Annotated in this window: 11 protein-coding genes; 1 reads left to right on the top strand and 10 read right to left on the bottom strand. The window is 31.2% G+C overall.

Annotation, left to right across the window (positions count from 1 at the left end; genetic code table 11):
- Position 1 precedes the first annotated feature (1 nt).
- The 3 genes from A5880_RS14355 to A5880_RS14345 all read right to left on the bottom strand — a co-directional run bounded on the left by A5880_RS14355 (position 2) and on the right by A5880_RS14345 (position 2,445).
- Complete coding sequence (locus A5880_RS14355; protein ID WP_086329715.1) at positions 2-598, bottom strand: DUF4194 domain-containing protein; 597 nt, start codon at positions 596-598, stop codon at positions 2-4.
- A 21-nt stretch (positions 599-619) separates the two neighbouring features.
- Positions 620-1,996 (bottom strand): Wadjet anti-phage system protein JetA family protein, encoded by a 1,377-nt coding sequence (locus A5880_RS14350; RefSeq protein ID WP_336577202.1) that lies wholly within the window; start codon positions 1,994-1,996, stop codon positions 620-622.
- Positions 1,997-2,289: 293 nt separating this feature from the next.
- On the bottom strand, positions 2,290-2,445 hold the full coding sequence (locus tag A5880_RS14345; RefSeq protein ID WP_218776208.1) for a hypothetical protein: 156 nt from the start codon (positions 2,443-2,445) through the stop codon (positions 2,290-2,292).
- 1,100 nt (positions 2,446-3,545) lie between these two features.
- On the opposite strand from A5880_RS14345, the gene A5880_RS14340 reads away from it, so the two are divergent.
- Positions 3,546-3,812, top strand: coding sequence for a hypothetical protein (locus tag A5880_RS14340; protein WP_086329712.1), 267 nt, complete (start codon positions 3,546-3,548; stop codon positions 3,810-3,812).
- Between the two features lie 226 nt (positions 3,813-4,038).
- On the opposite strand, the gene A5880_RS14335 is transcribed toward A5880_RS14340, so the two are convergent.
- The 7 genes from A5880_RS14335 to A5880_RS14305 form a co-directional block, all read right to left on the bottom strand.
- Positions 4,039-5,286: an IS256 family transposase gene (locus A5880_RS14335; RefSeq protein WP_419469615.1), complete on the bottom strand. Its 1,248-nt coding sequence runs from the start codon at positions 5,284-5,286 to the stop codon at positions 4,039-4,041.
- A 102-nt stretch (positions 5,287-5,388) separates the two neighbouring features.
- The gene (locus A5880_RS14330; RefSeq protein WP_086329708.1) at positions 5,389-6,300 is read right to left on the bottom strand and encodes a DUF5655 domain-containing protein; all 912 of its coding nucleotides are present in this window, start codon (positions 6,298-6,300) and stop codon (positions 5,389-5,391) included.
- Between the two features lie 29 nt (positions 6,301-6,329).
- Positions 6,330-7,748: a restriction endonuclease subunit S gene (locus tag A5880_RS14325; RefSeq protein ID WP_336577200.1), complete on the bottom strand. Its 1,419-nt coding sequence runs from the start codon at positions 7,746-7,748 to the stop codon at positions 6,330-6,332.
- Entirely contained in the window at positions 7,745-9,190 is a 1,446-nt protein-coding gene (locus A5880_RS14320; protein WP_086329707.1) for a class I SAM-dependent DNA methyltransferase, read from the bottom strand. The genes A5880_RS14325 and A5880_RS14320 overlap by 4 nt, the downstream gene beginning before the upstream one ends.
- Positions 9,191-9,247: 57 nt before the next feature.
- Positions 9,248-12,457 carry a type I restriction-modification system endonuclease gene (gene hsdR / locus A5880_RS14315; RefSeq protein ID WP_086329706.1) on the bottom strand — a complete coding sequence of 1,070 codons (3,210 nt, stop codon included), beginning with the start codon at positions 12,455-12,457 and terminating at the stop codon, positions 9,248-9,250.
- Between the two features lie 67 nt (positions 12,458-12,524).
- Entirely contained in the window at positions 12,525-13,097 is a 573-nt protein-coding gene (locus A5880_RS14310; RefSeq protein ID WP_143353621.1) for a hypothetical protein, read from the bottom strand.
- Between the two features lie 484 nt (positions 13,098-13,581).
- Entirely contained in the window at positions 13,582-15,165 is a 1,584-nt protein-coding gene (locus A5880_RS14305; protein WP_336577199.1) for a P-loop NTPase fold protein, read from the bottom strand.
- Between the last annotated feature and the right edge of the window lie 995 nt (positions 15,166-16,160).

Raw genomic sequence — 16,160 nt, 5'->3', positions numbered from 1 at the left:
ACTATTGACCTCCCTTAATTAGTTTAAGCTTTTCATCCAGTCTCTCACTTGGTAGTAGTAATTTAATTGCAGGATAAATCATGAACAGTGTATCAGTATCTTCCCATTTTCCACCTTTTTTTCCCAAAATCCCAATTGTCGATAAATAGCGTAAGATTCTACTCAAAATCTGTAGATTCGGTTTCTTATCCCTAATTCCGTATTCTAGTAACTTGTCAATAAATTCAGCTACTCTAACAACAATTGTTGAAGAACCATTAAATTCTTTCACTTTTTCATCAAAAAATAACCTCAACGCCAAAACATAAAGTGTTGTCTCTTTATCTAGTTTCTTTCTAGCAGATGAAAACTGACTTTGTACTGAAATAACACTAATATCTCTGTTAAAAATAACTTCGTATCCTCCAAACTTGAAATAGTCCTGAAAAAGCTTGAAATTCTCTTCTATAAATAAATAATCATCATCCCAATTTAACCCATCATTTTTTATGCGATTAATATACGTACAATTAAATAATCTGGTAACAGCCTTTTGAAACTTTAGAACAGCTTCAGCAGATAAATTATCATATTCTTCAGTAAAATTTAAGTCAAACATGTCTATTCCCCTTTTTAAAAATCATTTTGGTATTTTATAATAGCCATTACGAACATATTTATTTTCAATAATCACAATGTAGCCACTTTCATTTTCTTCGTAGCCACGAATTGCCCCCATAATAGTCAAGATAAACACTTCATAAGTAGTAATCTTATACTCTAGTGTTGAAATTTCTTCCTTCCCTTTTAACAATTCTAAAATAAACTGATCAATATTTTTCGAGGAGTACTTAGGGTTGGCTAACTTTTTAAAGAGCTGGTATTGCTCCTGTCCAAAAGTATCTTCATCTGTCCTTGACAACTCTATTTTCTTTCGAGCTTTTTTACTAATGTCTTCTTTCTTCTTCCTAGGCTCATATAAAGATTCTTGATCAACAATTTGAAATTCCGTAATATTTGCTAAATCATAAGTTTGATTTTCATTGTCTTCTTTAATTTGATGAATCAACTGATCAATTTTATCCTTTAATTGAAAATCCGAACGCAATCGATATTGAATTTTTCCAATTGATTTTTCAGTATATTCGTTTTTCTTATTGTCAATCTTATCAATCAGGAAACTAACATCTCTATAGAAATCAGCAAGTCCATTCAAATACATGAGAACCTGTCTCTCAGCTTCCAATTCAAATCCAGAAATCAATTGATTTTGATTTTTCAAATTTTGAGTAATCAATAGTTCAATTACTTCATCACTGTTATATTTAGTAAGTAGATTAAGAATTGTATTTTTAAACCGTGGCAGGGAATCTCTTGTTTTTAGGGGAAATAGCACTTGATCAATAATTTCTTGTTTATAAATATCAAAATGTTGAGATAACATTTCACTTGTAGTCAAATCATCAACAATTTTGGCATACATCTCTGATAAATCAAAATAGGTATTTTGAATCGCACGGTGTAAACCTTTTGTGGAAGTCCAGGCAGATTCTAGACCTTCAAGTAGGTTACTCGGATCTTCCAAACCAGTTTTCAAAGCGGAATAAGTAGAGAATACATAACTCGAATAAGACGCAGATTGATCTGAATCAATTTCTCTTAACACTTGGATAAAACTGTTTACGTAACTAGGAAAAGAAACTTGTTGTGTAAAGCCTTCTTCTAAATTAACTCTCAGCCACCCTTTTTTCTCAAGCTGTCTTAAAACACTTTGAACAAGTGTCCTCACTGACTTTATTTCTTCTTCATATTCATCATCATACTCTAGTTCCTTAAATGTAATACCTAATGAAGAAAAATGATTTTGCAGGCTATCAACAACCTTATCACGAGAAAAATAAATATTTCCTTGCAATAGATCATCAATATGAAAAAGAGATTCTAAAAAGAGTTCCTTATTTTTAGAGGTTAAAATTTTAAAAAAATCATTTGGAATTTTATTAAATATATTCGTCATTGAATCACATCATTTCAATTTTTTATTATCTCAATGCTATGTTCCTTTTTTACGCATCACAATTAAAGTCATAAATGATTTAAGATATATACCTTAATTTTAACATATTAACACATTTTTTCACCCTTAAAATTGCATTTTCCATCAAAGAAATATAAATTAATCCCATAACACAAACAAAAAATATTATGTTAAAGTAAAAAAACTTGGAATTCCTTTCTAAGATTACTTAACTCTCTCTAAATAGCACTATATAGACCAAAAGTCTCCAAGTCCCCACCTATTATCTTTACCTAAAAATCACTTTGTGTTTCAAAATTTTTTTGAACAAAAACCAATTTTTTAAAGGTAAAAGACTCTCCATGATCTAATGTAACTTCTCTAATATCAGGTGTTGCTCTAGGTGTGATACCAACAAATTGCTGCTGTTCCAACTCTTCTGCTTCCATTTGTCGAGATATTCCAACAACTCCGATCAACCCAACATGAAAATAAATAGTTTTAATTTCTTCATTCTTTCATCTCCTTTAATTTTTTTACCCAGAATTAAATAATCTTGATAATCAAATTATAACAATACATATGCTTATTATCGGGATCAACATAGTAATAAGTATCATATACAGGAAATTTATCCATGAAATTGCTCTTTATTTTTTCTGACAATATATTGTTTTATCTCTTCTACATCGTGCTTTTCAGGTTTCTAGTCTTCAATCATATTTGTACTCAAATATAATAGATTTCGAGCGAATTTTCTGGAAATGAATCTTATTATTCGATGCTAACATAGTTTTTTACTCTTTAGGATTATTTAAAAATTAATGGCATCATACAACAAATCCGAATTTTTGTTCGCTTTTTTTCTCTGTTCGCCTTGATTCTCTCTGTCGATTTATTTATACTTAGTGTATAGAATGGAAATAAAAAAGCTGAGTAAGTCCTGATTCAGAACATCACTCAACTTTATGACAATTTAATCCTTGGCACCTTTTTGTTTGGCTGGAACCGAACGGAAATGGTCTTGAAATCTTCAAAAACTGTCCACATCAGTTTGCCAATAGTAAACGAATCACTAGCTTTTTTGTTGTGTCTCTTTTAGAGCTACCACTAGAAAGGATCGCTAGGTTTCTTTAAGGTACTATTGACTTATTCAGGTATTGGACTTTGCGCCAATGCCTTTTTTGTTTCTATTCTAAGTCTGATTTTTATCGATGGTGGTGATAATAAAACATAAGGATGTACAAGTTAAAAAATAGAAAAATAAAAAACGGCACCTTACAACCTGACTGGAATCATGTTGCAAGGCCCCGAATAAACAGCCACAAACTGCTTATCCGAGTTGCCGATAGCGCGTACCGAAGTACTCGCATGTTTTATTGTACTTAATTTTGATTGATTTTACTAGTCTCTTTGCTGGATTCTTTCATTTTTTTGGCGATTTCATGTGTTCTTTGGCGAACTATTGCACACGATGAGGCACAGATAGGTCTGATCGTTTTTTATTTTCCTGTTGGTTTTTACAAAAAATAGGAATGGATGTGTAGTGATGAGCAAAGAACAGAATTTGAAGGCAGTACCTTATCAAGATATTTTGGATGTGCGGAGTAAGTTGATCAAGCTTCGGTCTTGGCAGAAGTCTTTGGTTTATTTGGATGAGTTTTTTGATGGGAAGGTTACGAGGAATAAGAAGGATATGCGGATGCGGTATTATTCTTGTCAGCAGTTGTATCAGGTTTTTGCTGGAGATTTTGAGGAGGTTTTGAAGGAGGGTGAGGAGATTGTAGCTAGGATGATGCAGAGAGGGAAAATTTAAATTAGATAAAAGCTGAAAACGAAATTGTTTTCAGCTTTTTTGTTTATTTTCATGTTTATGGTAACGCCAAGATTGTTTGGGTTTGTCAACTAAAGTGTGTAACTGACAAATCTAAGAACGAAAAAGAACATTAAACCATTCCTAAATAACCTTCGGTTAAAAGGGTATAAGAAAGAAACCTTACCAAAAAAGGAAAATTTGATGTTCTTTTTTGATGCGTTAGTGACTAAGAAATATATAAGCTATAAGTGTTGATGCGCTCAGAAAACTGTTCATTCGCCATTAATTGATTTAAGACCATCGGCCAATTGGGAATAAATCCAGCTGTCCATTTCTTTTCCAATTCTGTTGCTCGTAGATAAAGAAGTTTTAAAAGAGCGGTTTCATTTGGAAATGCGCCTTTTTTAGTTACTTTTCTAAAGCTGGAATGAATACTTTCAACGGCATTTGTTGTGTACATAATTTTACGCACTGCGCTACCATAATCATAAAGTTGTTCCACATGAGAAAAATTCCGTTTCCAAACCTCTACTGCACCAGAGTAGTGAGACCAACGTTTTTGAAAAACATCAAAAGCACTTTGACAAGCTTTTAATGAAGGAGCACCATAAAACTTTTTCATTTCCCGAGAAAATTCCTTGTAGTCTTTATAAGGAACATACCGAAGCGCATTACGCACTAAATGGACGATACAGCGTTGAACGATCACCTTTGGAAAAATAGATTTTGCGCCATCTTCAAGCCCAGAAACACCATCCATAGACATAAAGAAAATGTCCTGTACACCGCGAGATTTCAATTCATCAAAAATCTGCATCCAGCGGTTTTTACTCTCGGTTTCATTCAACCACAACCCTAAAATATCTTTTTTTCCTTTTAAATCATAGCCAAGAATTGTATACACAGCGTATTCTTTGACTTCATAATTTTCTCTTAACGTCACATACATACAATCCACAAAAACAAAGGCATAACACTTCGCCAAAGGGCGATTTTGCCATTCCTCCAGTTCTGGAAGAACAGAATCGGTGATTGTAGAAATCATTTCGTGAGAAATGGAGAACCCATAAATATCATCAATGGTATGAGCGATATCTCTTTGAGACATGCCTCTGGCATACATGGACAAAACCTTTGATTCGATAGCTGAAACATCCCGTTCACGTTTCTTAATAAGTTCTGGTTCAAACGTGGCTTCTCTGTCTCTAGGTACATCAATAGGGACTTCTCCAAAGCTTGTTTTTACTTTCTTAGAGCCAAATCCATTTCTTCGATTGTTCGTTTCTTTCTCCTGTTTTGAATGAATATCGTAGCCTAAATGATGGGTCATTTCGCCTTGAAGCATTTGTTCAAATAAGGGACCAAAAATATCTTTTAGAGCGTCTTGCATGTCATCGACATTTTCAGGATTGTAGCTTTCTAGAATGGTTTTCGCTAATTCAACAGTTTTAGGATCTCTTTTCTGTCTCGCCATATTCTCGCATCCTTTCATTTTTATTTTATCTGAATTTCCTTTGCATGAAAAGAAAAACTGTATAAGTAGCTTATCTAGAATGAGCTACTTACACAGTTTATTTTACACTCTCGATTGTTTGATAAGACTAGCAATATATTCAATATTTTGATTGTCTTTCATAAGAATTTCATAATCCCCATTGCCCCAATGTCCCGTTTCACTTACATTTCGAGCTGTATGTTCTGGATCATGGAGTTCACCATATTTTAAATTAATCCAAAGTTTTAACGCTTTTTTTTGAATATGAATATCAACAATATTTCGTTTTAGTTTGAAAGAATTATATAGTTTTACTGGTTTAATTTGAATTGCACTATCCCAACTTAAAATAAGCTCCTTTAGCTCTTCATAAAGTTCTTGAATCTCTTCAGAGCCTTTAGCAACGTGTTCCTCTTCTGTGTATACTTTAATTTCCTTAGATAGACCTTTTCTATTTATATCTTCTTTTTTGTGATTGGCCGTTATATTTTGCTTAACTATAGTTTTAGCCAACATCTCTACATTCATTAGCCCATTCTTGTATTTCTTCACCTTAACTAAATCTATTGGTAAATCTGGATTATTTATTGCACCAAACTGATAACTAGTATAGTCATTCGCGACAAAAATGATACGTGTTTGTGACCACTCAATATCATTGATACGTTTTAGCTGATCAGGATATTGTTCATTGTAACTTAGTACAAATTCACCTTTATGAGCTACCAATGTATTTAAATATGCATAACCTTGATCGATCACGCTAAAACGTTTTCCTTTTTTGTATTCGATAATCACGAAACTTTTTGTTTCTTCATCATACGCAACTGTATCAAGACGAAATTTATCTACAGAAAATTCTGTAGAAACAAATTTCAAGTTAAATAAAATTTCCAAATTAGACTCGATTAATGTTTGTAATTCTTTTTCGTTAGTAAAAACTTCTTCTTGAATTTCTATCATTTCTTGTTTGTTTACGTGATAGAGAACCAAAACAACACCTCCTTTTCAACAAATAAAAATTATTTATTTCTGAGTTTTTCAGTTAAGGATTGTAACAATTCTATTCTTGTAACAATACGATTTTGTTCATTTAGAGGCGGTAAAGGAATCACTTTAGCTTGTAAAGTCGGAACTGTAAGTTGTGGAATACTTGAACCCTCTCCAGCAAGAATAGCAAAATCAAAATAATATTTGAAAAACAATTCATTACTTTCTAATAAAATAATTGTCAGCAAACGGACGATTGGTACAAACGGTTCAGTTCTGACTACTGAAAAACCTATAGTTCCTCTAGCCGAAATTGTAATTGCTTTTTCAAATATTTTTGCTTCTTTTGCATATCCAAATAACCCTTGCTTATTTTTTCCATTTGAAAATATAGGAACATTATAATTTTCATCTTTAGTTAAACTAAAGATTTTAGGCTTATCACCTCCAGCTGAAATTTGATATGCAATCTCATTCATTCTCACCCATTGCCAATTTTCTGGAACAGTATATGGAATTTCTTCTTTCGCAATCTTTAATAATTTTTTTTCATTCTTTATTTTCTTTTCTTGAACAAGTATACCTTTCTTTTCTTTAATTTTTTCAATTAACTCACTTGCAGGTTCATCAGTTGATTCTTGCTTTACTAATTTTCCTTGCATCGCTACTTCTAGAACTTTTCTATCTACTAAGTTCGCGAAATAATTAACTTCTTCAAGAGAGCGTTCTAACAAATCAATTTTACTAAATACTTCTTCAATTTTTTGGACTATAAGGTTTTGTTCCTTTAAAGAAGGAAAAGGTAACAAGAATTTTTTCAGACTATCAGCCGATAAATTGGGTTGAGCTGTACCATTCTCCTCCATTTTTATTTGATTCTCTCCTAATTTAGAAATCAATATATAATAAATATATTTAATATTCATTTCAGCAAATGGTCTTATAATCACCAAAGAAGAGGCAATTGCCCCCCTATCCAATGTGTTTATTGAGCTTTTTCCCAAAGAACCTCGAATACAATATAAGATGTCATTTTTTTTAACAAATCCAGCTTTCAACATCGAAAATTTTTCTTCTGAAATATAGTTTAATTTTTCATTATTTATTTCAATTTTACCTAAAGCTCCTGCATTAATGATTGGTATTCCGGTTCTCTGAAAATACTTTTGAGATGGATAGTTCTTTCCTCTATCACCATTGAGCAAAGATAACACTTCCCCTAACCTTACCCATTGCCAATTTCTCGGTAATATATAAGGAATCTCTTTTGGTTCAATCTTTGGGCGTGCTTTTTCTTTTTTAAGTTTTCCTTCATTAATAAGTTTTTCTTTTTCTTCTTTTATTTTTTGTAATAATTGTTCTACAGGTTCATCAATTGGATCCTGTTCAACCAATTTACCACGCATCGCTAAATCTAATATTTTTTCTTTTAACGCTTTTGTATCAATCATTGGTCAATCTCTCCCAACAAGCTCTCCAACTCAGAAACAGTGGTCGAAATGATTTGAGATTTTTCCTTAATTAATTGCATCATTTCATCTAGTGTATAATCTGGCGTTGTACTTTCATCTTCCAACCAAGAAATATCTAACGTTGCATTATCACGAGCTGTAATTTCTTCTATCGTATATTTTCGCCAACGTCCATTAAAATTTTCAGGTGTATATATTTCTTTTCGTTCTTGAATATTTTCTTGGTGATAACAAGCAATAAATTCTTCAAAATCTTGTATCGTCAAAGGATTCCGTTTACCAAAAGAACGCATGTTATTTCTCATATCATAAATCCAAACTTCTTTTGTATTATTTTTTTCAGAAGTACCTCTCTCAAAAAACAATACATTGGTTTGTACTCCTTGAGCATAAAAAATACCTTTCGGTAGACGTAAAATAGTGTGAAGATTACATTTATTCATCAAGTCACGTCGAATTTGTTCTCCGATGCCATCAGCAAATAAAACATTATCTGGAATAACAACCGCCGCACGAGATTTACCGTTTGGTTTTAACGAATTATAAATTGTTTGTAAAAAATTTAATTGTTTATTAGAGGTCTCAAATGTCAAATCATCACGAGTTGCCCGCTCTCCACCTTTTTTTGTACCAAAAGGTGGATTGGTTAACACCACATCAAAGTCTTTCATCCATTTCCCATTCGTAGATAATGAATCCCCCAACTCTAAACGACCTTCAATATCGTGGAGTAAAGCATTCATCAATGCTAAGCGATGTGTTCCAGGTACCAATTCCATTCCTGAAAAAGCTTCCTTTTTTTGAAATTCAGCTAAGTCAGGTGCAATATCAAAATAATGATCAAATTTATTTTTTAAGTAATGGTCTGCCGCTATCATAAATCCAAATGTTCCAGCTGCTGGATCATTTAAGCGCTCACCTAGTTTAGGATCTAACAATTCAACCATGACATCAATTAATACTCTTGGTGTAAAGTATTGACCAGCACCAGATTTCGTTTCGCTTGCATTCTTTTCCAGTAATCCTTCGTATAAATCACCAAGACCTTCTTCTTTGGCATTATACCAGTCTAAATCATCAATTGCCTTGATAATTTTTTCTAAATTCTTTGGTTCATCAATCGTTGTTGAAGCATTGTGATAAATCATTTGCAAACGTGAGTCTTTAGCGATTTTAGGATTTGATAAATCCGTTAATAGTTTTTGATAAAACGTTTTTAACTCTAATCCTTCTTTAGAAACTAAATCATCCCAACGATATCCTTCTGGAATTTTGCTCTCAGAGCGATCTCCTTGTTCCTTCATCATTTTTAAGAATAAAATAAATGTTAATTCTGTCACATAGTTTTGATAGCTAACACCATCATCTCTTAAGACATCCGCTAACTTCCATAATTTCTGAACAATTTCGTTATTTGTCATTGTTTCTCCTCTTCCTCCACAATAGATTCGGACCCTTTTTCAAGAGTCCGAATCTTATTATGCATATAAATTATCATTTATAACTTCTACAATGGTATCGACATCATCTTTAAAAATCTGTTTCATTCGATTATACCCACCACTATCTTCAAAAAGTTGATTTTCCTCAAAAAACTCTTTCGCAGTTGGAGCAAGCACTGTTGTTTGAAGAAGTTGCTTTTCAATACGATTTAACCAACTTTCCTGTATATTCGTCCAGTCTGATATTTGATAAACTTTTTCCATTGCATTTTTAATTCGTTGCTCATGAGGTACCAATGGACTTCCTAACGCAGCTTGACGAATAAAACTGATAATATCAGCAGCAATTGTTTCTTTTTTTTCTTTTTTCCAAGCAGACTGTAAGTCTTTTTCATCAAAGTGCTTTTCTTTTAACGTCAATCGAATACTTCTCAAGTCGACAATTGTCAATTCTTTTGGCCGTTTTACAACAATTTGTAATGCAGGAATCAAGTTCATATTTTCTCTAATAAATCGATTAAAACTATCTAAATAATCTCCGGGTCTTTCGTTCCCTTCTCCATACCCGCGTGTTTCATCAATAAACGTATCTTTATGATTTGAGATGTACATAGAATAGCGAACATTTTTTGAATAAGCCATTCGTTCAATTTGTTTCACTTGAGATTGTAGTTCTACTTTACTCATTTCTTTTAAATTTTGCAACCATTTATCAATAGAATCTACATTATTTAGCTCCTTAAGTTCTTCTTCTTGCTTTTCAGTTAAGGATTGCTTTTTTCGCTGTAATTTTGCGATCAATTCTTTCTTATAAAAATTAAACTCTTCCTCTGATTTTGATTGAAGACTTTCATCTAACAAGTAAGTAATTGAATGGTTTGGATTCTTAACGACTGGTTTCATATCAGAAATTTTCTGTAAACCATCATATAAATGTACAGCATCATAGATTTTAAATGATTCTTTTCCAATACGCTTACACAACCTTGTTGCTCTCCCTAACATTTGGTCGTAAAGAATTCTTGAACGAACTCTTCTTAAGAAAACTAAATTACAGATCTCAGGAACATCAATTCCCGTTGTTAATAAGTCTACTGTCACTGCAATACTTGGATACTTTTCATTTTTAAATCGCTTAATCATTTGTCCTGAATCATAGATAGCACCTGTAATCTTTTCAATTGCATGTTCTTCAACAATAACACCTTTGTCAGAATAAATTTCTTTTAATAGTTTTACAATTTTATCTGCATGCTGATCATTCGCTGCAAATATTAATGTCTTTTCTTCATCATTTGGATATATATCTTCGGTTAATCGATCTAGAATTACTCGATTAAATTCTTCTGTCATCACTTTCCTATTAAACTTATCGACTTCGAATGACAGATTATCTTTAAGCTTTGTTTTATCAATTGACTGACTTTCATTATTCCATACATCAATTTCTTCATCTTTGACAAAAGAAATACCATTCTTAGAAAGTTCAGTTTCAAATTTGTAAGGTGGTTCATGATCTACAAGATAACCATCCACCACTGCATCGGTATAAGAATACGTATAGATTGGTTCCCCAAAAATTTCTGTTGTATGCAAAGCTGGCGTTGCTGTTAAACCTAAGACAGTAGCGTCAAAAAAGTCAATCACTCTACGATATTGACTCACATAATCATTCTGATTCATGTATAATAAAGCTTCATCTGACATTTCTCTATCTTCTGTATATCCTCTATGCGCTTCATCCACAATAATAAAATCATATTGTCCTACAGAGGGCCTTGCTTCCTCATTTCCGCTATAAAAAAGGCGATGTACCATTCCTTGAACCGTTGCGATTTGAATCCTAGTTGTATCTTCAGGCATAGCCTCCGTAACTTCTTTGACATCATAGATGTCCGAAAAAGCTAATTTTTCAATTTTCGTATCTTTTAATGCATCTGCTGCCTGTGTGCCTAACGCAGTTCTGTCTACCAAAAATAGAACTCTACGAACTCTATCCGTTTTAATTAATCGATACATCAGAGCCAGAGCAGTTCTAGTCTTCCCAGTTCCCGTTGCCATTGCAAGCAACATTCTTTCTTTATTATCTTTTAAACCAGCTTCTACAGCTTTAATTGCTTCAATTTGGTAGTTTCTTTCGGCAAACTCTGGATAGGGCTCATTTTGAAGTTCTTGATCTGCAACTTGCTCATCACTTTTTAATTTTTGCTCTAAATCCTTCGGGCTATGCCATGCCTCCAATGCTCTTTCAGCTTTTTGAGGTGTACGGCTATCCCAAAAGTAAATACCTGATTTTTCTTCAATTTGTTTCAAATAGGGACGCCCATTCGTTGCATAGATAAAAGGAACTTTATAATCTCTATCAGAATAAAACAACCCAGTTCCTTCAATTGATTGAACGTTCTTAGCATATTCCTTTGCTTGTCCAATATCTCCTGGTATGTCTTTCTCATATTTCTTTGCTTCAACAATACCAATTAACTTAGTTCCATTAAACAAGGCATAGTCTGCCCACTTATCTCCACATCTCCATTCTGCAATTGCCATTTTTCTATTTTTTTTAGGCATCGTTTTATTTATTTTGAAATTCAGCTCTTTTGTATCACATTCCCAACCTGCATCTCTCAATTGCTGATCAATTAATACTCTTGTATCTTTTTCGTCTAATGGGTATTGAGAAGTAAACTTCTTTGATGCCTCTCTTCTTTCCTTTTTTGTCTCTGATGTTTGGGAGATTCCTTTTAGTAAATCTAATATTTTCTCAAATTCTTTTTGTTGTTTTAACAGATGATTTTCTAATGTTGCAATTTTACTTTCTCGTATAGAATCCTCGTCCACTAAGGTTTGGAATTCAGGTGCTTTAAAGGTATGAATATCGTAAACTTTCATAAACCAGCAACCCAAATAAAAAATAAATTTGACTGATTCTTTTGCTTCATCTGTAATACCATAATTTCCGTTATGAGCTGCTTTATTCCCTATCATTCTAATTCTATGGAAAATCTCTGTAATTGACTTCGATAAAACACCTTTATTACTTAGATAATTAATTTTATCGCATTGATTAAAACCTTTAGGAATATTCATATTCTCTAATCTAAAAATTGCTTCAACCATTGCTTCGCTATATTGCCTTGTTTTAATCAATGAAGCATTTGGGTCTTGAAAAGCATTTCTTTGTGCGGCCTCTCCCAAATTTGCTAAATATACCCATTTTTTAGAAAAAAAACTAAAATTACTTTCCATTACTTCTCCTCTTCTCTTTTCAAATCAGACAATAGATTAATTTATCGAAAAATTTCACCACATAATATCAAACTTTTTTATAAAGAATGTATTCGATTTTCTTGAGTATGTTATTCCTTAAAGTATGCTCCTCAGCATTCATCGCTTTTTTAAATACATTTTTATATTTCTCCTCGATGGAACTGAATATTAGCGAAGGATTATACAAAAAATATTGCTCTCCTTCTATGTAATTCGGCAAAATCTCATTAGAAATCTCAAAAGATATGGCAACCCTTCTATTAGTTTGAGCCTGATGAATTAGCGAACACCTGATATCATAATAAAATTGTTCTCTATCTTCAGCACTCGTATTACTGATTAAGTCTGGAATTGTTTCACGATAAGCATCACATACTGAGTTACCACAATCATCAGAGTAAACAAAACCATTAACGATTTGAAAATAAAGTTCTATTAAAATACAGTTAACACTCATCAAAATAAATCCCCATTGTTCCTTATTAGGGTCTTTTTTGTCATTCCATTGCTTCATAATTGAAAAATATCGAACATTGATTCTTTTTTCCATAGCTTTAATTAATATATTTAAACGTTGTTCTTTTTTACCTTCAATCTCTTCTTTATGATATTCGTTCAATTTATCTTTTAGTTTATTTACAGTATCAACATTATTGAATAATAATTCACTATTTTTGAACAGTGTTCTCACTTCAAAATAATTGTATCATATTTTTTCCATAAATGTATAAATATATAGGTATAACTAGCAATTATGTATGAAAAAAGTTAGAATCGTTAAGTTAATAACAATTCTAACTTTTAATTTTCCCCACCAAATCTTTCTATATATAATTTTGATTAGTAAAAGAAACTAATTACTATTAACTACATCCGTTATCTTAAGTGTTCGATTAATAGTTCTAGAGATTCAGTTAATTGTTTAATCTTAAAACAATCTACTCTACCTAAATCCGTTTCATCCTTCTTATCTAATATCTCTTTTAAAAACATTTCTACATCTTCAACTTCATTTGCATGAAAGTCCCTAGAATTAATAAACTGCCAAAGTAAATCAGCTTTGTTATTATCTGTAACGATATAGCGACTAATTGAATCCTCTATCAACATAGCTTTAAAATATTACTATTTAGCAAGAACCCACTTTGCTTCATACTACGTAATACTTCATAATTTTGGGTGAATAAACTATCTAAAAAATCTTTCATTTTATCTTCAGTTATTTTATTATCAATTTGCTTAAATGCTTCATACAATTTAGGTTTCTCCCTTTCTATATTATCAAATCCAGACATAAAAAAGTTATCAATTAAATCTATTTCCTCATCTTTTCCATTCAAATAATATAGTTCCTTCAATTTACTCTCAATAATCTCTGAGTAATTACTATCAAGAAACATTAAATCCATCTTTTCAAATTGATTTAGTCGTCCATAAACTATAATCAGTTCCTTAAAATCAAACTTATCATTTTCAACATCCCTTAATATATTCTCTTGAATTACTTTTAGTTCATCATCAGTACAACGTCTGAACGCCTTAAGTTGATCTAAATTATCAATCTCCCTAGATTTAGGTAAAAAAGCATCTTTCCAAGTTTTAACATAATTATTTTGGTCTATATAACCGAATAATATAAAAGAATTAATATTTGTTGAATAGAATATATGGTCATCAAATTCTTTACATTGGTTATGATATTGATCAATAACTCTTTCTTTAATAGTCTTTGTTTCACCTTTATCTAAATAATAAGAAAAATACCTGGTATTTGTTAAACCACTTAGTAATTTGAAACTATTTTCATCAAGATTCCCCAACTTATATTCACTTGTAATGACAAAAACGTTTAGAAAAATACTTTTTTTTATCTTTATTTTTAATTCATCTGATTCTAAACTATCAATATTCTCAAGTAATTTTGATTCAACAAAGTCAAAATTTTCAATTGTAGAAAAGAGGGTTCTCATATTTAATCCATTTTTCTTGTTCATAGCTTGTTGACTTTCCAATACTCCCCTTATCCATGAACTAAACTTCCTAATAAATGCATTTCTACTTGTCTTTAATATCATATCTTCAATAGTTGGCATATCATATTTGAATTTTACTGTTCTAGATATCACTTTTTCTTTGATTTTTTTGAAATCTGGGTCTGGAATTTCTGAATTATTGGATAAAATAATTACTTTACATTTCATTTTTTCTAAAAGATCATTTAGGATAAATCCCAGTAAGTCTTTTAAATCAATTTCTTTACTTAAGCGCTCTAAATCATCTATAAAAATAACTATTTCATGATTGGATACAGAAGCATCTAGTTTAGCATTATTATATGACTCTAAAATCCAATCACCAATTAGACCTATTGATTTCAATTTACTAGCATCTAAAACATTGTAAAATTTTTTGAATTTTTTATTTAGTTTATTAATTGACGCTAGAATATTTTTGTTTGATCCCAACACTGAAATTATTTGATAAAATAACTCTCTCTTTAAATTATCTAGATTTGTATACCCATACACAGAAAAATAAACTGGATAATTACCTTCTTTTTTCAATTTTCCTATAACATTATTTTTAACATAGTATGTTTTCCCAACACCCCATTTGCCATCAATCTGAAGCGCATATGCTTCTTCACTTTGAAGATAAGTATCTAAAACTTGAGTTAAATTATTCATTTTTATCTCTCCACTCACAAATAAATATTTTATTTCATTGTATCAAAGAAGTAAAAACTATTACATGGAAGCAACATTTAAAGGAGCAAAATTAAATAATTACTTATTTGTAATAGATTACTGAAAACAGGATTGAGAAATTTACAGTGCTAATCATACAGTATAAATATATTAAAATTTTTAACAAGAACTTACAGCAGAACTATATATAGACGAACATAAGAATATCATTTTTTAAACACCCAAATTCAATACCTCAAACAGTAAAGTAACAATAGACATCTATACACATATTACTAATAATACATATCAGAAAACAGATTGGGACTTTTCTGATATGATAGCTAGCCAGAAAAAAAGCTGCTCATTTATAATATCCTGGTAAAAAAAGCTAGAATCCTTATATATCAAGGGTTCTAGCTCCTATAACAGGTTTATCCAACACTGCCTTCCATTTGGTTCAAGTCTTACTTAAGTATTCGATTATCTACTAATATCAAGGGTTTTAGGCATTTTTAGTTAATTTAAATCCGCATGAATCTGTTCCTAATCGAAACGAATCAAGGTCAAAAGCAAGGTCACTAAAATTTAAAGCTAGGCATTGCGATTTTATATGAGCTCTAATTAAAATTTTCTTATATTGTCATTCTAACATCGACTTAGCTAGTTCTGTTGTGCAAAAATTCTGTCAGAAAAATGGATATCAACCAAATCTAATATAGTAACAGTCATCACTACTTCTATCAATTAATATATTACGTAAAAAAACTGTATAAGTAGCTTGTCTAAAATAGACTGCTTACAGAGTCTATTTTACACTTTCTCATTTACCAATAGCCAATGAAGATATCAATCCCATATCAAATCGCATAGTTTTTTTATAATTTGAACCAATGTATAATATCACAACCCCATTATTGATTGTTATCGAGTGTCCAAAACTAAATACCTTAGTTCATCTTAATCCAAAGCTTATCCGTTCGTCTTAGAACTAA

It is taken from the genome of Enterococcus sp. 4G2_DIV0659 (genome assembly GCF_002140715.2).
GTDB classification, from domain to species: Bacteria; Bacillota; Bacilli; order Lactobacillales; family Enterococcaceae; genus Enterococcus_L; species Enterococcus_L mansonii.
This window is presented reverse-complemented; position numbering and strand designations above follow the sequence as displayed.